Consider the following 22,315-nt stretch of genomic DNA (forward strand, 5'->3'; position numbering starts at 1 on the left):
CTTAGGAGGGACGAAGTATGAAGACATTTCCAGTCAGTATTGTAACTCCTGATGGACCGGTTTACGAAAAAGAAGTAGAAATGGTAAGTGTAAAAGCAGAGAGTGGGGAAATGGGGATCTTACCAGGTCACATTCCAACTGTTGCACCATTAAAAATTAGTGCAGTTCGTCTGAAAAATGGTGGACACACTGATTATGTAGCAGTAAGCGGTGGCTTTATCGAAGTTCGTCCAGATAAAGTGACTGTATTATCATCATCTGCTGAAGAAGCAAACCATATCGATATCCATCGCGCAAATGAAGCGAAGCGTCGCGCTGAGCAACGTCTGCAAGATAAACAAGCACATGTTGACTTTAAACGTGCAGAAATGGCATTACAACGTGCCGTGAACCGTTTAAACGTTTCCGATATGAAGTGAAAAAATCCGTAAGGGCTTTGCCTTTACGGATTTTTTTTTTTTTTTTTTTTTTTTTTTTTTTTTTTTGTGTATTTTATGGATAATTTTACAAAACTGGTATAATTATATTGATGCTTGTATAAGTAGAAGTGTACAACAATTTATATTTCATAAAGGGGATGAATCAATGATTGGTGAAATGAAGCGAGAAGCATTGTACTCTTTAAAGGGAAAATGGGGACTAGGTGTTGGATCAACAATTTTATATTTTATTTTAAGTTATGTCGTTTCGATGGCTGCAATGCTTATACTATTAATTCCAGGAATTATTATATTTCTCTTATTTGCTGGTCTAGCAGGTTCACTTGAAGGGCAAACAATATCAAATGGAGCAAGTGTTACATTCGGGATTTTTTATTGCATTATGATAATTTTGAGTAGCGCATCGTATGGGATTACATCATACGGTTATACAAATGTATTTTTACAGATCAGTATACGAGAAGATGCTAAAGTAGATTACTTATTTGAAGGATTTCGTGGCTTTAAAAGAATGATGAAAACAATGTGGGCAATGCTTGTAATTTTATTATATACAGGTACATGGATTCCGATATTGTTAGTAGCCTTATTTGCATTTTTTGGTGAAGAAGGAAATGCGTCGTTTGCTATTGCTATCTGTGTACTACTAGCAATTTCAATTGTTGGTATGATTGTGATGTATTTTTCTTATGCACTGACGTACTATGTGATGATTGAAAATCCAGAATATAGTGTTTCGCAGGCGATGAAGGAAAGTAAGAATCTTATGAAGGGTCATAAGTTAGATTTGTTTCTTTTATGGCTGAGCTTCATAGGATGGGCTATTTTAGCGCTTCTTACTTTTGGAATAGGATTTCTTTGGCTTAGTCCGTATATGAGTACGACGACAGCACACTTTTATCGCTATATTTCAAAAGGTGAATTTCAATAGTAACATGCTATACTAATAGAATTATTGTGTATAGGAGGCGAGGCTACGCATGATTAGTGATTTAAAAGGAGAAGCACTAGATTCATTAGAAGGGAAATGGGGATTAGCTGTTGGAGCTACACTACTCATTTCAATTCTTATCACGGCTTTTAGTTTTAGTGTTGATTGGGGATTTTCTTTAATTTTCGGTTGGCAAAAAACAAATGGTTCACTTTCAACGAATATTCTTACATTTTTTGTTACTGGACCGTTAACTTTAGGTGGATATTACCTTGGTTTAAATATCCTTCGTGAAAAGCAAGCTAGTATTGGTAATATATTCATTTGGTTTTCAGAGGGAAAGAGATTTCTAAAATCATTTTTATTATATTTATTAGTAAATCTTTATCTTTTCTTATGGACGTTATTGTTCATTATTCCAGGTATTATTAAATCTTTTTCTTATGCGATGACATACTTTATTATAAACGATCATCCTGAGTATTCACTGAACCAAGCTATTACAGAAAGTCGTCGTATGATGGATGGACATAAGATGGAGTATTTCATTTTATGTTTAAGTTTTATTGGCTGGTTTATATTAAGTTGTATTACATTAGGAATTGGATTCCTGTGGTTAATTCCATATTTCTATACGACATCTGCAGCTTTTTACGAAGAGATCGCAGAAGAATATTATGAGAAAAATATTTAGCATTATAAAATCCCCAGTATGAATTATTTGTTCATACTGGGGGTTTTTTGTAGAAATTTTATAAACTGATTACTAGTAAGTGGTTTACTGAAATAGTAACCTTGCATATATTTACAGTTATGTTTTTGCAGAAACTTAAGCTGTTTTTCGGTTTCAATTCCTTCGGCAACGACTGAAAGATTTAAAGTATTTGCGAGGGAAAGTATTGTAGAAACGATGGCTCGTTCTTCAGGACGATGATCAGCTAATTGTGTAAATTCTCTCGGTACTTTTAATGTGTCGATTGGAAAAATTGATAAATAAGCAAGAGAAGAATACCCAGTACCGAAGTCATCAATGGAAGTTTGGATACCGTATTCTTTTAATTGCTTCAGTCTTAATAACGTTTCTTTCTCGTCAATCATTGCAATCCTTTCTGTTAACTCAAGGGTTACATATTTTGGATCGACTTGCACGGCGTTTAATATTTGTGAAATGCTTTCAATTAATTGATCTTGCCGGAACTCTTTTGCGGATAGATTAACACTTATTTTTAAATTTTGGTAGCCAAAGGTATGCCATATTTTTAATTGGAGACAAGCTTCTTGTAATACCCAATGTCCAAGTGGGACTACTTGTGGCGTCTCTTCTACAATTGGAATAAACTCACATGGTGAAATGTCACCTAATAGTGGGTGTTTCCAACGTATTAAAGCTTCAGCACCGATAATTTTATTTGTTGTCGTATCAATTTGTGGTTGGTAAACGAGATAAAATTCTTTGTTTACTAAAGCGATGGGCAAATCTTTTTCAATTCGAGCTTTTCGTTCCATTTTTTTATATAGTTCTTTCGTGTAAAGATAGCTACCGTTTTTTCCTTTATTCTTTGCTTCGTACATGGCCATATCAGCATGCTGCAAAATGGATAGCGCATCTTCACCTGCTTCAGGATATATTGCAATTCCGATGCTCGGTGAGATTTGTAAATGTTGATTTTCGATTTCAAATGGCTCATTCATGGCCGCTACAATCCTATCAGCTATTTTTTGGACATCTGGCTTTTTTTTGTAATTCTCGATAAGGATTGTGAACTCATCCCCAGCTAGCCGCGCGAGTTTCATATTTGATGTTGCTATTCTTTCGAGCCTTTTTGCTACTGCGATGAGCAACAGGTCTCCTACTCGATGACCGAGGGTATCATTAATAACTTTAAAACGGTCTAGGTCGAGAAACATAACAGCAAAAGGCTTTTTCGATATTTTTGCTCGCGCAATTGCCTGTTCTAAATGTTGATGAAATGCACGTCGATTTGCAAGCTCTGTTAAAGTGTCATGGTATGCTAGGAAATTAATTTGTTCTTGTTGTTGCTTGCTTTCTGTAATATCTTTAATCATTAAATAAACCCCAGAAATTTTCTCCTTTAAAAAGATCGGTACGGCGGTAACGTGCAAGTAGTAAATATCTCTGTTTTTATGGTACGCCCGTATTTCTAAAGAGATAGAATACCCCTTTTTCACGCGATGAAAGGCGTTAATCATTTCTTCTAAATCTTCTTCGTATATGAGTGAATAGTAAGGCTGGTTTAATAATTCATTCGTTTGATAACCGAGTAAAGTAGTACCAGCGTTATTTACTTTGAGAAAATTACCGTACAAATCTAATGTGAAGATTGGATCTGGATGATGCTCGTATAAAGATTTAAACATTTGTTGATTATGATAGAGTTCATTTTTCTGTTCTACTAAATCTTCTGTACGTAGTTTAATTTGTTTCTCGAGTTCTGAGTTGAATTGCATTTGAGCTAGCAATAAGATTTTATTTTGTTTTCGAACTAAACTATGACGTATGAGAACGAAAGAGAAAGTTATTATAAGTCCGATTACTATAATAGGCGCAAAAACGTATTCAACTAATATGAAAACAATAAGCATTACTACCGAAATATACGGTAATGATAATCGGATTGATTCACCAATTTTAGGTGTTAGTAGTACTTGTTCTTGTTTTTCAGGCTTTTTTGTATGGAGAATACAGGCGATTGCTACTAGTACTAAGGTTACTTGATAGAAAGGAGTAACTGTAAACATAGAATACTCTGGTATGAAGTATTTTATATACGCATAAATCGCATCTGTAGTAGCATATAAAATTAAAGCACTGCCAAGAAGTGCACCGACCTTTTTAGGTAATAAGGATAGTGGTTTGAATAAAAGGTTGATTCCTATTAAGAGAAAGAGTAAATCAGCCATTGGATAGGTAAGTTGAACAAATATGTCGATATAGGATGTTGTAAAGATATGAATAGTTCGTTCAATAAGTAAGTAGTAACTTAAAGTAAATTGGGCTGTAACGATAATACAAATATCACATAGCATAAAAAGTTTTTCTAATAAATCTCGGTTATAAATGATTTCGTATAGAAAGGCAAACGTAAAGCTAACTAAAAAAAGTAAGTAAAAAAAGTCAGATGGATCAACGAACGTATAGAAGTCCTTTACAATTAAACGCTGATAGGCAACGACTATATCACCGATAAAATAAGAGAGAGCTCCAACAGATAATATGATCCAAAATAAACGAGATAGCCCTTCTTTCATGTTTGAAAAATAAAGTAAATAACTACAAGCGATAATATCAATTAATAGGGTACTCATTCCGATTAATAGCTGAAAAGAAAATGAGTATTCATATAGAAAAGGCATCGCTACATAGTGAAGCGTTATAGACAGCAATACAATGCTTATAAGAATACTTACATGTGTTTGTTTTTTCATTTATATCACCTACGGTTTCTTGAAAAGCATATATAAGTTTTATATTTATTTTGCACAATTATAGCAAGTTGTAAAGATAGATTTTAATAATTCTTGTTTCTGCCTCCCAACATATCGACATAGGAATTTGAATTTTGCTATAATGATTAGAATAGTTGCATTATTTAGAAAAATTTAAAAATAATAATTACTGCAACTAGGACATATTGTTTACTATGTGAACTTGTTCTTAATTTAGGGGGGAGGGTTTCACAATGGCAAGTGTATATGAAAATAGTTATATGATCGTTTTGATTTTCTTGCTATTAGGTATATTGCTGCCGGTAGTGGCTCTTACATTAGGAAGGATGCTGCGCCCAAATAAACCAAGTGCAGCAAAGGCGACGACGTATGAGAGTGGAATTGAGCCTTTTCATGATGCAAATATTCGGTTTCATGCTCGTTATTATATTTTCGCTTTATTGTTTGTGATCTTTGATGTAGAAACTTTATTTTTATATCCTTGGGCTGTTGCGTATGACAAGCTAGGTTTATTTGCATTAATTGAAATGCTCATCTTTGTTGTAATGTTGCTAGTTGGATTAGCGTATGCTTGGAAAAAGAAGGTGTTACAATGGTTATAAATTTTGAGGAATTACATCCAAATGAGCGAGCAGAATTAGAACGAAATATCTTTTTTTCTACATTGGAACAGTTGAAAGGATGGGCGAGGAGCAATTCTTTATGGCCGATGACATTCGGACTGGCGTGCTGTGCAATTGAAATGATGGGAGTAGGTTCATCACATTATGATTTAGATCGATTTGGGTCATTTTTTCGGACTTCACCAAGGCAATCGGACGTCATGATTGTATCGGGAACGGTAACGAAGAAGATGGCTCCTATTGTTCGGCGCTTATATGATCAAATGCCCGAACCGAAATGGGTTATTGCGATGGGATCTTGTGCGACAGCAGGTGGTCCGTATGTAAATTCATATGCTGTTGTGAAAGGTGTAGACCAAATTGTACCAGTTGATGTGTATATTCCTGGTTGTCCCCCAAATCCAGCTGCTTTAATTTATGGAATCAATAAATTAAAAGAAAAAATTCGTTACGAAGCAAAGACCGGGAAGCAGGTGACGAATAAATGAGCAATCCAAATAAAGATTTAGAGGAGCTGAAAAAAGAAGCAGCTAGGCGTGCAAAAGAAGAAGCGAGAAAACGCCTTGTAGCGAAACACGAGGCGGAAATAAGTGAGCTTGAGGAAGAAGATCAAGAAAAAGAGAAAGCGCTACCAAAAAACGATGATATTACTATAGAAGAAGCAAAACGACGTGCAGCAGCGGCTGCAAAAGCAAAAGTGACGGCGTTAGCGAAGCAGAAAAGAGAAGGAACCGAAGAAGTAACGGAAGAAGAAAAAGCAAAAGCCAAGGCGAAGGCAGCAGCGGCTGCAAAAGCAAAAGCGGCAGCGTTAGCGAAGCAGAAAAGAGAAGGAACCGAAGAAGTGACGGAAGAAGAAAAAGCGAAAGCCAAGGCGAAGGCAGCAGCAGCTGCAAAAGCAAAAGCGGCGACGTTAGCGAAGCAGAAAAGAGAAGGAATAGAAGAAGTAACGGAAGAAGAAAAAGCGAAAGCCAAGGCGAAGGCAGCAGCGGCTGCAAAAGCAAAAGTGGCGGCGTTAGCGAAGCAGAAAAGAGAAGGAATAGAAGAAGTAACGGAAGAAGAAAAAGCGAAAGCCAAGGCAAAAGCGGCGGCGTTAGCGAAGCAGAAAAGAGAAGGGACAGAAGAAGTAACGGAAGAAGAAAAAGCGAAAGCCAAGGCAAAAGCGGCGGCGTTAGCGAAGCAGAAAAGAGAAGGGACAGAAGAAGTAACGGAAGAAGAAAAAGCGAAAGCCAAGGCAAAAGCGGCAGCATTGGCGAAGCAGAAAGCCTCGCAAGGTGATGGGGATTCGGGAGATGAAAAGGCAAAGGCAATTGCAGCGGCAAAAGCGAAAGCAGCAGCGGCTGCAAGAGCGAAGACAAAGGGGGCTGAAGGTAAGAAAGAGGATGAGCCGAAGCAGGAAGAACTGTCCGTAAATCAGCCGTATTTAAATCAGTATGTTGAGGCTATTAGGGAGAAGTTAGGAGAGGGCGCATTAGTAGATTCCTACATTAATAAACTGTCAAAGGATGTGCCAACTCTTGTGGTGGATCCCGAAAAATATTATGAAGTGATGGAGTCACTGCGATTCCATGAGGGACTTGCTTTTGATTATATGTCAGAGCTACATGCGACGGATTTTGTGACACATATGGAAGTGTATGTTCATTTGTTTTCATATAGTAAGAAACAATCGGTAGCGGTGAAGGTAAAGCTAGACCGAGAAACGCCGCAAGTCGAATCTGTGACAGCGCTTTGGAAAGGGGCTGACTGGCCGGAGCGAGAAGCATACGATTTGCTCGGCATTATATTTAAAGGGCATCCGAATTTAACACGTATTTTAATGCCAGAGGATTGGGTAGGATATCCGCTTAGAAAAGACTATGAACCGTATGATGTGGAGGTGTAGCTATGATCCGCACGGAAGAGATGCTTTTGAATGTAGGACCTCAGCATCCGAGTACACATGGTGTGTTCAGGCTCGTAATTAAGATTGACGGGGAAATTATTAAAGAAGCTACACCTGTTATTGGGTATTTACATCGCGGGACGGAAAAGATCGCTGAGAGCTTACAGTATACGCAAATTATCCCTTATACAGATCGAATGGACTATTTATCAGCTATGACGAATAATTACGTCATTTGCCATGCTGTAGAGACGATGATGGGGCTTGAAATTCCAGAGCGTGCCGAATACTTGCGAGTACTTGCGATGGAGCTAGGAAGAATTGCGAGCCATCTCGTTTGGTGGGGGACAAATCTTCTTGATATAGGAGCGGTTAGCCCGTTTTTGTACGCTTTTCGTGAACGAGAGATGATTATAAATTTATTAAATGAATTATGCGGGGCACGGCTTACTTTTAACTATATGAGAGTTGGTGGTGTGAAGTGGGATGCGCCAGATGGTTGGATTGAAAAGGTGGAAGAGTTTGTTCCGTATATGAGAGAGCAACTGGCAGGTTATCATGATCTTGTTAGCGGTAATGAGATTTTCTTAAATCGTGTGAAAGGCGTTGGTATATATAGCGCGGAAGAAGCGATTTCGTATTCTTTAAGCGGAGCAAATTTGCGGTGCACTGGAGTAAACTGGGATCTTCGCAAAGATGAGCCGTATTCGATTTATGATCGTTTTGATTTTGATATTCCTGTTGGAAGCGTGGGAGATGCTTGGGATCGCTACGTTTGCCGAATGCAAGAAATCGAGGAGTCTTTAAAGATTGTTGAGCAAGCGGTTCAGCAGTTCCCGAAAGATGGAGCTGTGCTGGCAAAAGTACCGAAAATTATTAAGGCACCTAAGGGAGAAGCATTTGTACGTATCGAATCGCCGCGCGGAGAGATTGGGTGTTATATCGCTAGTGACGGAAAGAAAGAGCCGTACCGTTTGAAGTTTCGTAGGCCATCTTTTTATAACTTGCAAATTTTACCGAAGTTATTGAAAGGTGAAAACATCGCTAATTTAATTACGATTTTAGGTGGAGTTGATATTGTACTTGGGGAGGTTGATGGCTAATGATTGAGACGCTCTTACAATCACCTTCAAGCTGGACGAATTTCTTCATTTTTTTCGGATTAGCGGTACTTCTACTATTTGCAGTCCTTGGCTTCGTTACATATGGAATTTTGGCAGAACGGAAAGTGATGGGGTTTATGCAAGGGCGGATTGGCCCAAACCAGGTTGGAGGCCGATTTGGTTTACTGCAAACGGTAGCTGATGTTTTAAAACTATTATTGAAAGAAGATAGTATTCCGAAAGCAGCAGATAAACCGCTGTTTATATTAGCACCTGTCATTGCATTTGCACCAGCATTTATGGTGCTTGCAGTTATCCCGTTCACTGATAAATTTCAATTTGCAGATATTGGAGTCGGGTTACTTTATTATATCGCTGTTTCCGGTATTACGACGATAGGTGTTGTAACTGGGGGATGGGCATCGAATAATAAATATTCCCTTTTAGGAGGGATGCGTGCGGCGGCGCAAATGATTTCTTATGAGATTCCGCTCGTAATGAGTGTAATTGGTATCGTTTTGCTAGCTGGTAGCCTGAATTTAAATGAGATTGTAGCGGCGCAGGAGAAGGTTTGGTACATTTTCGTACAGCCAATTGGCTTCGTCGTTTTCTTAATCGCAGCAGTTGCAGAGTTAAATAGAACGCCATTCGATTTGCCAGAAGCGGAGTCAGAACTTGTTTCTGGATATCATACGGAATACTCAGGGTTTCGCTGGGCGTTTTTCATGCTTTCAGAGTACGTATATTTCTTCGGGATGGCATCGTTAATTACAGTGCTCTTTTTAGGCGGATGGAATCCAGTCATGTTTCTTGGATTTATCCCAGGTGCCGTATGGTTTGCTTTGAAATTTAGCAGTGTAGTCTTTCTATTAATTTGGTTCCGCGTTACGTTCCCGCGTATAAGAGGTGACCAGTTAATGGAGTTTGGTTGGAAAGTATTATTGCCGATTGCACTTGCAAATATTTTCTTAACGGCATTGATTAAGGAGTTATTCTTCTAATCTATGAGGGGGGTGCCAGTAAGAGATGAAAGGACTATTTAAAGGATTAAAATATACATTAAGTAATTTGAGCAAGAAGAAGGTAACGTATGATTATCCAAATCAACCGTTGCCGTTGCCAGACCGTTTTCGAGGAATTCAAAAATTTTATCCGGAAAAATGTATTGTTTGTAATCAGTGCTCTAACATTTGTCCGACAGACTGTATTCAGTTAACAGGAAAGAAACATCCGGATCCTACGAAAAAAGGAAAAATTATCGACACGTATGATATTAATTTTGAAATTTGTATTCTTTGTGATTTATGTACAGAAGTTTGTCCGACAGAGGCAATTGTCATGACAAATAACTTTGAACTCGCGGAATATTCACGTGATGACTTATTTAAAAATTTGCAGTGGCTTGACGAAAACGACGAAAACGTCAGGAAGGAGAATAAGGCATGAATGGCGAGTTTGTAGCATTCTTTATACTATCCTTGTCTGCAATTATCGGCGGTGTTCTTATGTTGAACTTAACGAAAGTTATGCACATGATGCTAGCTCTCGTTCTGACATTTCTCAGCATTGCAGGTTTGTATTTTCTTTTATCAGCCGAATTTATAGGCGTTGCACAAATTTTACTTTATTCTGGTGCAATCACAATTATTATGATTTTCGGCATTATGTTAACGAAACATAACGCGGAAAATGAATCGCGTCTTACTCTTCGAAAATGGATTATCTTCTTTGCAGTTGTAGCATTTGGAGCGGTTATGTATTTCGCTGTTAATAATGTTGATTTTGCAAATGAAAGCACACAAGGAAGTTTACCTCTCCATGAAAACAACACACTTCAAATCGGTACGCTTCTCTATTCAAAATATATTATTCCATTTGAACTAACTTCAGTTATTTTACTTGTAGCACTCGTTGGCGCAATTATACTTGCGAAAAAGGACGAGAAAGAGGAGGATTCCAATGAGTAGCGTTCCAGCTTCTGCATATTTAACACTTGCGATTATTTTGTTTTGCATCGGTCTATTTGGAGCTTTAACAAAGCGGAATACAGTAATCGTATTAGTTTGTATCGAATTAATGCTGAATGCTGCCAATTTAAACTTAGTGGCGTTTAGTAAATTAGGCTTATTTCCGAATTTAACAGGTCAAATTTTCTCACTGTTTACGATGGCTGTAGCGGCAGCGGAAGCGGCGGTAGGACTCGCTATTTTAATTGCTTTATATCGCAATCGTACGACAGTTCAGGTGGATGAAATGGATACGCTTAAAGGATAGCATTGTGACCGAAAAAGGGGGAAGGAAACAATGATCGATTATGCATGGCTCATACCGCTTTTCCCACTCGTTTCGTTTTTGTTACTTATTATATTCGGGAAGAAAATTAGAGAAGGAAGCAGCGTACTTAGTATTTTTTTCGTCTTTCTCTCCTTTATACTTGCGGTACTTGTGTTAATAGAAAGGTTTTCAGAAGCAAGCGTGAAGCATAAGTGGGTGTGGCTTAGAGCTGGAGATGTGGATATATCATTCGGCTTTGAAGTGACTGCATTAGGAGCTTTAATGTTATTTATCGTGACGCTTGTGAGTCTACTTGTACATGTGTATTCGAAAGGTTATATGAAAGGTGATGAACGATTACCAACCTTTTACGCATATTTAGGACTCTTTACATTTGCGATGTTAGGGCTTGTTATATCAACGAATTTATTACAGCTTTATATATTTTGGGAATTAGTTGGCCTTGGTTCATTTTTACTTATCGGTTTTTATTTCTTTAAAGAAGAAGCGAAGGCTGCTGCAAAAAAGGCTTTTATTATGACCCGTATTGGGGATGTTGGTTTATTTATCGGGATGATTTTAATTTTTTGGTACGCAGGTAGTTTTGAATATGACGCAATATTTAGGGCGATTTATACAGGGGATCTACCTCCTTACATGATTACAATAACAGCGATATTAATTTTTATCGGGGCGATGGGAAAATCAGGTCAGTTCCCGCTTCATACGTGGTTGCCAGATGCAATGGAAGGGCCAACGCCCGTTTCGGCACTTATTCACGCGGCGACGATGGTCGCAGCTGGCGTATATTTAGTAGCGACGATGTTTCCTCTATTTTCAGCAAGTACAGTGGCGATGCAGACAGTGGCAATCGTTGGAGCTTTCACTGCAATCTTTGCGGCCTCTATCGGTCTTGTGCAAACAGATATAAAGAGGGTGCTTGCTTATTCTACAGTTAGCCAGCTCGGGTATATGATGCTCGCGTTAGGTTCTGCCGGTTATGTAGCTGGTATATTCCATTTAACGACACACGCTTTTTTTAAAGCACTATTATTTTTGGCGGCAGGAAGTGTAATTCATGCTGTGCATACGCAAAACATTAATAAAATGGGCGGTTTACAGAAGAAGATGAAAGTAACTGGTACGCTATTTTTAATAGGTACCCTTGCCATTAGCGGTGTTCCGCTGCTTTCCGGTTTTTTCAGCAAAGATGAAATTTTAGCGGCGACGTGGATGAATGGCAATTACGTTTTATTTACTTTAGCGGTAATTGCGGCGTTTTTAACAGCATTTTATATGTTCCGCCTATACTTTCTTGTCTTTACTGGAGAAACGAAGACGAAGGAAGAAGTGCATGAATCGCCTCGCGTTATGACGTATCCAATGATTGTTCTCGGCGTTCTTGCGGTAGTGGCAGGATATATAAATACACCATGGTTTGGGACATTTCTCGGAGATTGGTTGACGAAAGATGTAGGGTTTAAGGTTGAAGAAGCGCATGGACCAGTTTGGATTATGATTGTTGCGACACTCGTTTCATTTGCGGGAATCGATCTTGCATATTTCATATATGGCAAGAAATCAATTTCTAGAGATTGGGCTGGGGGTACGGAAACATCTCTTTATAATCTTTTGAAAGAAAAATATTATGTGGATGAACTATACAACATGACGGTGATCCCTATTACGAAAGGAATCGCTCATGTGCTTCGCTTATTTGAAGTGTATGTAGTCGAAGGAATTGCAGTTTTAATTGGAAGTGTAGTTAAAGGCACAAGTAATCTTGGATCGAAACTTCAAAACGGGAATGTACAAGTGTACGGTACTGTAACGGCGGTTTCGCTCGCTGTACTCGTCATTATTTTGCTCTATACGGGAGGGGATTTACGATGAATGATTTGTTGTTAACGTTCTTCATTTTTTCCCCGCTTTTAGGAATTTTATTGCTTGTATTAACACCGAAAAAGGAATTGCGTACAGTGCGGGCGCTTGGCTTATTTGGGACGGCACTTCCATTTGGAATTGCTATCGTCCTCGCTTGTACATATGCTTCTGGAAAGAATTTGTCACTATTTGATGAGAAGGTGAAATGGATTAAGTTCGGCGATTTTACAGCGGTGGATAAAAGGTGGTTTTCTATTTATTACGAGCTTGGTATTGATGGTTTGTCGCTTGTCATGATGGTACTGACGGCTCTTCTAGCAACGCTTGCAGCAATTGCAGCCTTTTCTATTAAAAGAAATTTAAAAGCATTTTATATGCTGTTACTCATGCTAGAAATAGGAATGCTCGGCGTCTTTGCTGCTCAAAACTTAATGTTGTTTTTTATCTTCTTTGAAATTACGTTGCCACCAATGTTCTTATTAATTGGAAAGTGGGGAAAATTGTCGAGTGAAAAGGCTGCGTATAGTTATTTAATATATAACGGTATTGGCTCAGCTATTTTGCTCATTGTTTTCTCAATTTTGTTTGCGAAAACAGGTACAACAAATATTGTGGAGCTGAAAGAGATATTAAGAAGCATAAACGCAGAGGGAGCACTCGTCATCCCAAGTAGTTTGCAGCTTAGTGTATTTATTGCCATAATGATTGCTTTTGCAATTAAACTACCTGTTTTTCCGTTGCACCGCTGGATGGTCAATGTACACATAGAAGCGCATCCAGCTGTAGTTATGCTTCATGCGGGTGTTTTGCTGAAGATTGGAGCGTACGGTATTATTCGCTTCGGGAAAGGGCTATTCCCGGAATATTTTCACGATGTTGCAACACTAATTGCGATATTAGGCGTAATTAATTTATTATACGGTGCCTTTTTAGCGCTCATCCAAACGGACTTTAGGAAAGTACTGGCTTACTCTAGTATTTCGCATATGGGAATTGTGTTAATGGGACTTGCGTCACTTAATGCACCTGGTACACAAGGAGCGTTATTCCAAGTTGTATCACATGGTTTAATTGCAGCCTTGCTCTTCTTCCTACTGGGTGTTATAGAACAACGATTTGGAACTTCGGATATTACGGTGCTAGGCGGACTTGCGAAAAGTGTACCGATACTTAGCGGATTCTTTTTAGCAGGAGGAATGGCATCGCTTGGATTACCAGGGATGTCTGGGTTTGTTAGTGAATTTCTTGCCTTTCTCGGTTTATTTCAAGGAGAGCCCGTCATTGCTGCAGTCGGTGTGATTGGCATCATTTTAACCGCTGTATACGTATTAAGGGCGACACTTCAAGTGACATTTGGAAAGAAAGAGTGGGAAGCAAAATCTGATATACACGGATGGGAGTATGTCCCTGTTTTACTACTTATCTTTTGTATTATTGCAATTGGAGTTATGCCAGAGTTACTAGGGGATCCGCTTCAAAATACATTGAAAACATTGGGGGTGAAGTAGGATGGATATGAATACGTTACTTAGCTTATCGTGGCATCTAATGGTGCCAGAATTTATTATTCTCGGCGCCGCCATCCTTCTTTCCATATGTGATTTGTTTTTTAAGCTGAATCATAGATATGTAGCTCTTGGTGCGATTGCTGCTATCGTATTAGCAATCGTGTCATTAATTACGCTATATAGCGAACTAGCTGGAGATATTTTAAACGGATCGTTTGTGTTAGATGGATTTTCAAAAGGGTTTAAAACATTGCTATTAGGTGCCTCAGCTCTTATTTTATGCACCGCAATGAGCGATGATAAGAAGAATCCAATTGAAGATAAGGGTGAATATTATTACTTATTCTTAATGGCACTTCTTGGTGCGATGTTCATGGCTTCTAGTGTTGATTTCATTACCCTTTTCGTTGGTTTGGAGTTACTTTCACTTTCTTCTTATATTTTAGTAGGAATACGAAAAAAGAGCCGTGCATCAAATGAAGCGGCAATGAAATACGTCATTAGCGGAGGAATTGGAACGGCGATTACGCTCTTCGGAATGAGTTATTTATACGGTATTACAGGTTCAACTAACATTGTAGATATGCAAAAGGTACTCACTGGGGAACTCGCTAGTGGTATTCAGTTATTGTTAGCTCTCGCATTTCTTTTATTGCTAGTCGGTCTCTCATTTAAAATTGCCACAGTGCCGTTTCATATGTGGGCACCTGATGTGTATGAAGGAGCAGCTACACCAGTTACTGCTTTTCTTGGAACGATTTCTAAAATTGCTGGTTTCCTACTCATTATTCGTTTGTTCCTTATGGTTTTTGCAAGTGTATTAATACAAGGAGATATGCAATCTTTATATGGGCATATGAGTATATATATTGCGGTGCTAGCAAGTATTACGATGATTGTTGGGAATGTAGTCGCGTTAAAACAATACAATATAAAGCGTTTATTTGCTTATTCGGGCATTGCTCATGCAGGGTATTTACTCGTTCCACTTGTCGCATTATCACCATTTACGATGGATAGCATGTGGTTTTATATGCTGGCATACATGCTTATGAATATAGGTGCATTTGCTATCATCCACGGCTTAATCTTACAAAATGATGAGGAAAATATAACGATTTTCACAGGTTTATATAAAAGGTCGCCATTTGCAGCGATTATGATGACAATTTTTATTTTATCGTTGGCTGGGATACCAGGAACGGCTGGCTTCATCGGAAAGATTAATATCTTTTTAGGCGCGCTTCATGTAGATCCAGCACATTACGTACTAGCTTCGATTATGATGGGTACGACAGTTGTTTCATTCGTATATTATTTCCGTATTTTACAACAAATGTTTTTCCGCACAGGAGAGACAGAAGAGAGGATACGGTTACCGTTAAATATAAAGGTTGTTATGAGTCTTTGTGCAATTTCGATTGTAATACTAGGGATTATGCCGATGATTGGGTACAATTTCTTTTATGAATATTTTCCATTAATGAAAGATTTCTTCTTCTTAGAGAACGTGGTACAATAGTGAAAATAAAAGGTGTGGAGTCAGTACTCTGCGCTTTTTATTTTGTGTTAACTTGTAATGTAGATATACGTTTTTGGAAAGAAAATCACGATGTAAAATGTAAGATGTCTATGTGCATTTGAAAAAGTGTAGCTCCTACTTATTATGGTATCGTTTTTATATTCTTTCATAAGTAGTAGCTGAGTAAAAAGGGGTCGATTTTTTGGCACAACTTTTAGGGCAACAAGCACTGATTGCCATTGTTTCGCATTTATTGTTTATTACCATTACGTGGTGGGCCTTACAAGGCATTCACATTGAGCGTTTAATGAAGTCCGGAAAAGTGCTGCAGACGCGAGTATTACTCATCTTAATTACAATTGCAATTGGGACATCTGTAAGTAACTTTTTCCTTGATTATTTAGGCTATTCGAAGAGTTTAACGTATTTAGTAAAGTAAGTGTATAGAACCTCAAATCTCCGTTAACAATGGGGATAGGAGGGGATGAAATTGAAGCTTAAAGCCATTCTTATTGTTGCACTTAGTGTTGTTTTATTTTTGGTTGGATATAGAGAGATGAAACCGATAAGCGATGAACAGAAAATGGAGAGCATGATCAAGGCTTTAGAGAAAAATGATGCTAAAGTAGAAAAATGGTCATGGTTAGCGAGAGAAACAAAAACAATTTCTAACATACATACGTTTCAAAAGTTGTTAAACGATGTGAAGGAAAAGGCAAATATTCAAAAGTGGGAAGTAGAGCAATCTCCAGATGGATATAAAGCTACATCCTATAAAAAGCTTTCTTCTTATGAAGAACGAGTAGTAGTAACTTGGAGTAAAGAAAATACTAAAGAAAACACTTTCATTATCTTTGAAGTAAGTGGGGCGAAATGGGACCCGAAGTATGTTCAAAACATGAATAAAATTTTTAGTGAAAAACCTATAATTTACACTTGTGTTCAAGGTGTACTGAATGATAAGATTGAAGGTGTTTTGCAAAATAAAACCAATCAGGTTTTGAAAGATCTTTCAGCAAGAGCGATCGAACAAGTAGAAGAAAGAGCATTTGTGTCAGTCTCCGCATACAATAAAAAGTGGGATGACGCTCTTTCAACAAATAGAGAGAAAATAAATGTGCAAATAGCAATACGTTCTACAGACAACAAAGATACAATTGTGGTTGGCACACCGATCATAACTTCTGAGTATTGAGTGAATAGATACTGAAAAAAGGACACGGAGGGGAATAATTTGGAAAAGATCATCGTCCGTGGCGGAAAGCGGTTAAACGGCACAGTGCGTGTTGAGGGCGCAAAAAATGCTGTATTACCTATAATCGCTGCAGCCCTATTAGCGAGTGATGGAAAGAATGTACTATCTGAAGTACCAGTTTTGTCTGATGTATACACAATTAATGAGGTATTACGTCATTTAAATGCTGAAGTCGTATTTGAAAATAATCAAGTAACAATCGATTCTTCTAAAGAACTAAACATTGAAGCACCATTTGAATATGTACGTAAAATGCGTGCATCTGTTCAAGTAATGGGACCATTATTAGCACGTAACGGTCGTGCTCGTATTGCACTTCCTGGTGGATGTGCAATTGGTTCACGTCCAATTGATCAACATTTAAAAGGCTTCGAAGCAATGGGAGCGAAAGTACAGGTTGGTAACGGTTTTGTTGAGGCATATGTTGAGGGAGAACTAAAAGGAGCTAAAATCTACTTAGACTTCCCAAGCGTAGGCGCGACAGAAAACATTATGTCTGCAGCTACATTAGCAAAAGGGACAACAATTCTTGAAAACGCAGCGAAAGAACCAGAAATCGTTGACTTAGCTAACTTCTTAAATGCGATGGGAGCGAAAGTACGCGGAGCTGGAACTGGAACGATTCGTATCGAAGGCGTTGATAAATTATATGGTGCAAACCATTCTATTATTCCTGACCGTATTGAAGCGGGAACATTCATGGTTGCAGCAGCAATTACTGGTGGAGACATCTTAATTGAAAATGCTGTACCTGAACATTTACGCTCAATTACAGCAAAAATGGAAGAAATGGGTGTTAAAATTATTGAGGAAAACGAAGGTGTACGTGTTATCGGCCCAGATAAGTTAAAAGCGGTTGACATTAAAACTATGCCTCACCCAGGTTTCCCAACAGACATGCAATCACAAATGATGGCATTATTACTACAAGCTGATGGAACAAGCATGATTACAGAAACGGTATTCGAAAACCGCTTTATGCACGTTGAAGAATTCCGTCGTATGAATGCTGATATTAAAATTGAAGGTCGTTCTGTTATTATGAACGGTCCAAACAGCTTACAAGGTGCTGAAGTAGCAGCAACTGACTTACGTGCTGCAGCTGCATTAATCTTAGCTGGTTTAGTATCAGAAGGTTATACTCGTGTAACTGAGTTAAAACATCTTGACCGTGGCTATGTAAACTTCCATAAGAAATTAGCTGCATTAGGTGCAACTATTGAACGTGTAAACGAAAAAGTAGAAGAAGTGAAAGAACAAGAAGTTTCTGATCTTCACGCTTAATTGAAATAGTCTCTATGTCTTTTGACATAGGGGCTATTTTTTTGGGTTATTACTGTTATAGTCAATAAATTCTATACTTATGCACGTACCAGTAAAAATATTTAGAAAATTTCTGTTTTATACTCTTCCCCTTAAGTATGTTCTAAAAGAAAGAGTTGTTCCATAAGAATGAATGGAGTAAAGCTTTTATATTGGGGGAAAATAGGATGAAATTTTCAAAGCCACTTTTTATTACAGTAGCGCTCTTAATAGCGCTCGTTATCATTGTACCTGCAGCCCTTGTTATTCCATTTGCGAAAGCAAAAGTAGGGGAAGAAACGGCCTCTAAAACTCCTCCTGCGATAGAAAGCATACCAGCTCCAGGAAAAGTAGATACAGCTGTTCAAGTTGCTGTATATCGCGAAAAACAGAAGAAGGTAGAAACATTACCAGTGGAGGAGTATGTGACAGGTGTAGTAGCTTCTGAGATGAATGCCAGTTTTGAAATAGAGGCACTAAAGGCGCAGGCATTAGCAGCGAGAACATTTGTAGTACAACGTATGTTAAGCGGAGGAAAGAAAAATAATGCGGACGTGACAGATACGGTGAAAGATCAAGTGTACAAAAGCAAAGATGAATTGAAGAAGCAATGGGGCAATAACTACGAAAATAATTTGAAGAAAATCGAAGAAGCCGTTTCGAAAACAGCAGGACAAGTTTTAACGTATGATGGAAAACCAATTTCAGCATCCTTCTTTTCAACGAGTAATGGCCGAACAGAAAATGCAGCTGACTATTGGGGAAATGATTATCCGTACTTGAAAAGTGTAGATAGTCCGTGGGATCAAGCCTCTCCAAAGTTTACGAGTGAGCAAACATTTACAGTAGCTGATTTTCAAAAACGTCTCGGTGTGAAAGTGTTAGCAGACGGGAAGGTTGGAAATATTAAAGACCTTACGGAAGGAAAGCGCGTAAAGGATGTAGCTTTTCAAGGAAAAACATTAACAGGAAAAGAAGTTCGTGAAAAGTTAGATTTACGTTCTTCTGATTTTACGTGGAAACAACAAGGAGATAAAATCATCGTTACGACGAAAGGCTTCGGTCACGGCGTTGGTATGAGTCAATACGGGGCGAACGGCATGGCAGCGGAAGGAAAGAAATATACAGATATCGTCGCTCATTACTATAAAGGCGTTGAAATAAAGACGATGAATGATTATGAAGGAAAATTGATGGTGAAGAAATAGGTGTCAGAACTCTGGCGTCTATTTTTTTTATGTAAAATAGAATAATTTTCCATTAATTGTTTGATATAATAGGATAAAAAGACATTTGGGGGAGACGAAATGGCGCTACTGGAGTTGAAACAGTTAGGGAAGGCGAACCAGTTACCGGAAATTGAGCTAAAGGTTGAAAAAGGACAATGTATTGTTTTGCAATGCAATAATCATACAGCTAAAGTGTTACACCGCATTATTATTGGTCAAGAAGAAGCTTCAACTGGCAACGTACTGTTTGAAGGGGAAGCAATTGGAAAGAAAAATTATTCCCGCATAGGCTTTTGTTTTTTGAAGGATGAAGCATATGATCGTTTGAAGGTGAAGGAATACTTTAAGTTTTTAATAGGGCTTTATGAATCAAAGATAAGTATAAAAGAAGTTGTGCAGTCTGTTGGTCTCCTAGATAAGCTAAACGTTAAAATAGAAAAACTATCATTTTCAGAGAAGCGTCGTCTTCATATTGGACGAATGATGATTCATAATCCGGATTTAATCATTTTGGAAGAACCGGAGCAAAATGTAGATATAGAGAGTACGGTTATTATTCGAAAAGCAATTATGAAAATGAAAGAACAAGGAAAGGCAATTTTTATTACGTCATCTTTTCTATCGGATGCCCTTTCGTTAACAGAGGATGTATACATATTAAACAACGATGGTGTGAAAAAAGTAGAAATTGAACAAGAGGAAGCAGAAGAAGTCGATGAAGAGAAGGTCGTTCAAATAATTCCGCAAATGAAGTTAGAAAGAATACCTGCGAAAGTGAACGATAAAATCATTTTACTTGATCCGATGGAAATCCATTTCATTGAAACACAAAACGGAGTAACACATATTCACGTTCGTGAAGGAGATTTCGTATGTGCATTAACATTAAGCGAACTAGAAGCAAGGTTAACAGGTTTTGGTTTCTTTAGATGTCATCGCTCGTACCTTGTGAATTTACAAAGAGTGCGAGAAGTGATTACTTGGACTCGTAACAGTTTTAGCTTAATTTTAGACGACGAAAGAAAAAGTTCAATCCCGCTTTCAAAAGGACGAATGGATGAATTAAAAGGTGTTATTGGACTATAAAAGTGCTCCAATAAGCTCAATATGCGATTCATTCACCGGTAAAAATACTCCTTTTACCGGTATTTTAATGCGCCTACCCTTTGTTTTTCATATGATTGAGTCAAGAAAAGCGAAACAAACGAACGAAAAGCGCTAAAGCGACTTTCATCTATAAAGAAGAAAAACAAAGGGGATGAAGAAATGACATTGGCAATTGAAATGAAAGATGTAATGAAAAGTTTCAGTGGAAAAACGGCACTTCGAAATGTAAATATTGAGGTGAAGCAAGGAGAGATATTCGGATTCCTTGGACCGAGTGGATCTGGTAAGACGACAACAGTAAAAATTTTAACTTCTCAATTGCTTCATAGTGTTGGAACGGTAAGAGTATTAGGGAAAGATATTACAGGACCAAGTAGCATCGATTACAAACGAATTGGTATTTTAACAGATAACAGCGGCTTATATGAAAGACTTAGCATTTATGATAACTTACTATTATTTTGTGACTTATACGATTGCAAAAAAGAACGAATCGATGAAGTACTAGCACAAGTGAATTTATTAGATGATAAAAAAACACCAGTAAAAAAATTATCAAAGGGAATGAAGCAACGCGTCACACTAGCAAGAGCAATCCTTCATAAACCAGATATCCTCTTCTTAGACGAACCAACATCTGCACTTGATCCAGTAAACGTACAAAACATTCATAAAATCTTAAAAGACTTAAATAAAGAAGGAACGACGATTTTCTTAACGACTCACAACATGGACGAAGCAGAAACGCTTTGTAACCGCATTGCCTTCCTGTGTGGCGGAGAGATTGTAGCACTTGATACACCGGAGAACCTTCGCTTACAATACGCGAAAGATCAAATACAAGTCGTGTTAAAGGATAAGAAGAAAGAAACGGTACAAAAAGATGAATTAGGTGCAAAACGTATTTCAGAATGGATGAACAAAGGAGAATTACTATCCATTCATTCACACGAACCAACTTTAGGCGATATCTTTATTGAAGTTACTGGGAGGGGATTATAATGACATTTTCAATGAGACGTGTATCAGCTATTTTTAGAAAAGAAGTACAAGATTTTAAGACAAATTCACAAGTGTTGTTAATGGCATTTTTACCAATTATACTTTCATTTTTGTTTAGCAGATTTGGAGTGGGAAAGGAAATGTTAGGCATTACTACTATAACGGCCTTCCTATTTGTCGCAGGGTTTGTTCAATCTATGGTAATTGCAGAAGAAAAAGAAAAACATACATTGCGTGTATTAATGCTATCACCGGCATCTTCGGTTGAAGTTCTACTTGGAAAAAGTATATTAACAGTATGTTTGACATTGGGCATTTGTATTGTGAACTTATTTATTTTGGATCAATTCAGTGGAAATCTATTATTGCTAGGATTTATTTTCTTATGTGGAACAATTTTATTTATTGTGATTGGAACAATGATTGGATTGTTAGCTGCATCTGTACCACAAACATCAATAATTGGAATGCCGATATTAATGACGATGTATTTGGCTGTACAGTTTGAGCCAATGGTTGAAAATAAAGTAATTAAGACGATGATTGGATATCTTCCAACATCTCATATTGTGAAAGCACTTAACAGTTTAGTAGGTGGGGCGGGATTTGGTAGTATTAGTGGGCATGTATTAAATGTTGCAGTTTGGCTTATTATATCGCTCTTTGTATGTTTAATCGTATATAAAAAGAAACAATTAGATTAAAAACTGAGCCAAAAGTGCTCAGTTTTTTCTTTTTTCTATCATTTCCTCGGAAATTTTACAATTCTTATACATATTTTTACA

At 37.8% G+C, this 22,315-nt stretch carries 22 protein-coding genes; 21 read left to right on the forward strand and 1 reads right to left on the reverse strand.

The annotated features are described in order from the left end of the window. The first annotated feature begins 17 nt into the window (after positions 1 to 17). The 3 genes from atpC (at position 18) to QCI79_RS14415 (ending at position 2,065) form a co-directional block, all read left to right on the forward strand. On the forward strand, positions 18 to 419 hold the full coding sequence (atpC, locus tag QCI79_RS14405; RefSeq protein WP_000847211.1) for a F0F1 ATP synthase subunit epsilon: 402 nt from the start codon (positions 18 to 20) through the stop codon (positions 417 to 419). 64 nt (positions 420 to 483) lie between these two features. After that, entirely contained in the window at positions 484 to 1,371 is an 888-nt protein-coding gene (locus QCI79_RS14410) for a DUF975 family protein (protein WP_102957427.1), read from the forward strand. 49 nt (positions 1,372 to 1,420) lie between these two features. Beyond that, positions 1,421 to 2,065: a DUF975 family protein gene (locus tag QCI79_RS14415; RefSeq protein WP_000622463.1), complete on the forward strand. Its 645-nt coding sequence runs from the start codon at positions 1,421 to 1,423 to the stop codon at positions 2,063 to 2,065. 23 nt (positions 2,066 to 2,088) lie between these two features. Here QCI79_RS14415 and QCI79_RS14420 read toward each other — a convergent pair whose 3' ends face one another. Further along, positions 2,089 to 4,818 (reverse strand): EAL domain-containing protein, encoded by a 2,730-nt coding sequence (locus QCI79_RS14420; RefSeq protein ID WP_021728474.1) that lies wholly within the window; start codon positions 4,816 to 4,818, stop codon positions 2,089 to 2,091. Positions 4,819 to 5,072: 254 nt separating this feature from the next. On the opposite strand from QCI79_RS14420, the gene nuoA reads away from it, so the two are divergent. From nuoA to QCI79_RS14510, 18 genes are all read left to right on the forward strand, one after another. Further along, the gene (gene nuoA, locus QCI79_RS14425) at positions 5,073 to 5,441 is read left to right on the forward strand and encodes an NADH-quinone oxidoreductase subunit NuoA (protein WP_000179273.1); all 369 of its coding nucleotides are present in this window, start codon (positions 5,073 to 5,075) and stop codon (positions 5,439 to 5,441) included. Further along, a complete protein-coding gene (gene nuoB, locus QCI79_RS14430; RefSeq protein ID WP_000236331.1) occupies positions 5,432 to 5,950 on the forward strand; it encodes an NADH-quinone oxidoreductase subunit NuoB in 519 nt (172 codons plus the stop codon). Before nuoA ends, nuoB begins: the two co-directional genes overlap by 10 nt. Further along, a complete protein-coding gene (locus QCI79_RS14435) occupies positions 5,947 to 7,344 on the forward strand; it encodes an NADH-quinone oxidoreductase subunit C (protein WP_015382512.1) in 1,398 nt (465 codons plus the stop codon). Before nuoB ends, QCI79_RS14435 begins: the two co-directional genes overlap by 4 nt. 2 nt (positions 7,345 to 7,346) lie before the next feature. After that, the gene (gene nuoD / locus QCI79_RS14440) at positions 7,347 to 8,447 is read left to right on the forward strand and encodes an NADH-quinone oxidoreductase subunit NuoD (RefSeq protein ID WP_000621434.1); all 1,101 of its coding nucleotides are present in this window, start codon (positions 7,347 to 7,349) and stop codon (positions 8,445 to 8,447) included. Beyond that, positions 8,447 to 9,448 carry an NADH-quinone oxidoreductase subunit NuoH gene (gene nuoH, locus QCI79_RS14445; protein WP_000573426.1) on the forward strand — a complete coding sequence of 334 codons (1,002 nt, stop codon included), beginning with the start codon at positions 8,447 to 8,449 and terminating at the stop codon, positions 9,446 to 9,448. Before nuoD ends, nuoH begins: the two co-directional genes overlap by 1 nt. 25 nt (positions 9,449 to 9,473) lie before the next feature. Continuing rightward, the gene (gene nuoI, locus QCI79_RS14450) at positions 9,474 to 9,893 is read left to right on the forward strand and encodes an NADH-quinone oxidoreductase subunit NuoI (RefSeq protein ID WP_000677191.1); all 420 of its coding nucleotides are present in this window, start codon (positions 9,474 to 9,476) and stop codon (positions 9,891 to 9,893) included. After that, entirely contained in the window at positions 9,890 to 10,414 is a 525-nt protein-coding gene (locus QCI79_RS14455; RefSeq protein ID WP_001012812.1) for an NADH-quinone oxidoreductase subunit J, read from the forward strand. Before nuoI ends, QCI79_RS14455 begins: the two co-directional genes overlap by 4 nt. Beyond that, positions 10,407 to 10,721: an NADH-quinone oxidoreductase subunit NuoK gene (nuoK, locus tag QCI79_RS14460; RefSeq protein WP_000100079.1), complete on the forward strand. Its 315-nt coding sequence runs from the start codon at positions 10,407 to 10,409 to the stop codon at positions 10,719 to 10,721. The genes QCI79_RS14455 and nuoK overlap by 8 nt, the downstream gene beginning before the upstream one ends. A gap of 30 nt (positions 10,722 to 10,751) precedes the next feature. Next, complete coding sequence (nuoL, locus tag QCI79_RS14465) at positions 10,752 to 12,614, forward strand: NADH-quinone oxidoreductase subunit L (RefSeq protein WP_021728726.1); 1,863 nt, start codon at positions 10,752 to 10,754, stop codon at positions 12,612 to 12,614. After that, positions 12,611 to 14,113, forward strand: a complete 1,503-nt coding sequence (locus QCI79_RS14470) for an NADH-quinone oxidoreductase subunit M (protein WP_000998934.1) — start codon at positions 12,611 to 12,613, stop codon at positions 14,111 to 14,113. The genes nuoL and QCI79_RS14470 overlap by 4 nt, the downstream gene beginning before the upstream one ends. Positions 14,114 to 14,120: 7 nt before the next feature. Next, a complete protein-coding gene (gene nuoN, locus QCI79_RS14475) occupies positions 14,121 to 15,635 on the forward strand; it encodes an NADH-quinone oxidoreductase subunit NuoN (RefSeq protein ID WP_031303283.1) in 1,515 nt (504 codons plus the stop codon). Positions 15,636 to 15,837: 202 nt separating this feature from the next. After that, positions 15,838 to 16,074, forward strand: a complete 237-nt coding sequence (locus QCI79_RS14480) for a DUF1146 family protein (protein ID WP_000057889.1) — start codon at positions 15,838 to 15,840, stop codon at positions 16,072 to 16,074. 51 nt (positions 16,075 to 16,125) lie between these two features. Next, positions 16,126 to 16,830 carry a YwmB family TATA-box binding protein gene (locus tag QCI79_RS14485; protein WP_000767916.1) on the forward strand — a complete coding sequence of 235 codons (705 nt, stop codon included), beginning with the start codon at positions 16,126 to 16,128 and terminating at the stop codon, positions 16,828 to 16,830. Positions 16,831 to 16,869: 39 nt separating this feature from the next. Continuing rightward, the gene (murA, locus tag QCI79_RS14490) at positions 16,870 to 18,174 is read left to right on the forward strand and encodes a UDP-N-acetylglucosamine 1-carboxyvinyltransferase (protein ID WP_000411274.1); all 1,305 of its coding nucleotides are present in this window, start codon (positions 16,870 to 16,872) and stop codon (positions 18,172 to 18,174) included. A 206-nt stretch (positions 18,175 to 18,380) separates the two neighbouring features. Continuing rightward, positions 18,381 to 19,400 (forward strand): stage II sporulation protein D, encoded by a 1,020-nt coding sequence (gene spoIID, locus QCI79_RS14495; RefSeq protein ID WP_000672663.1) that lies wholly within the window; start codon positions 18,381 to 18,383, stop codon positions 19,398 to 19,400. A gap of 99 nt (positions 19,401 to 19,499) precedes the next feature. Beyond that, on the forward strand, positions 19,500 to 20,507 hold the full coding sequence (locus QCI79_RS14500) for a LytTR family transcriptional regulator DNA-binding domain-containing protein (protein WP_001185918.1): 1,008 nt from the start codon (positions 19,500 to 19,502) through the stop codon (positions 20,505 to 20,507). A 180-nt stretch (positions 20,508 to 20,687) separates the two neighbouring features. Next, a complete protein-coding gene (locus QCI79_RS14505; protein ID WP_000170864.1) occupies positions 20,688 to 21,530 on the forward strand; it encodes an ABC transporter ATP-binding protein in 843 nt (280 codons plus the stop codon). Continuing rightward, the gene (locus QCI79_RS14510) at positions 21,530 to 22,234 is read left to right on the forward strand and encodes an ABC transporter permease (protein ID WP_000144447.1); all 705 of its coding nucleotides are present in this window, start codon (positions 21,530 to 21,532) and stop codon (positions 22,232 to 22,234) included. The genes QCI79_RS14505 and QCI79_RS14510 overlap by 1 nt, the downstream gene beginning before the upstream one ends. The last annotated feature ends 81 nt before the right edge of the window (positions 22,235 to 22,315 follow it).

The organism is Bacillus cereus group sp. MG1, from assembly GCF_040460035.1.
Classification (GTDB): domain Bacteria; phylum Bacillota; class Bacilli; order Bacillales; family Bacillaceae_G; genus Bacillus_A; species Bacillus_A cereus.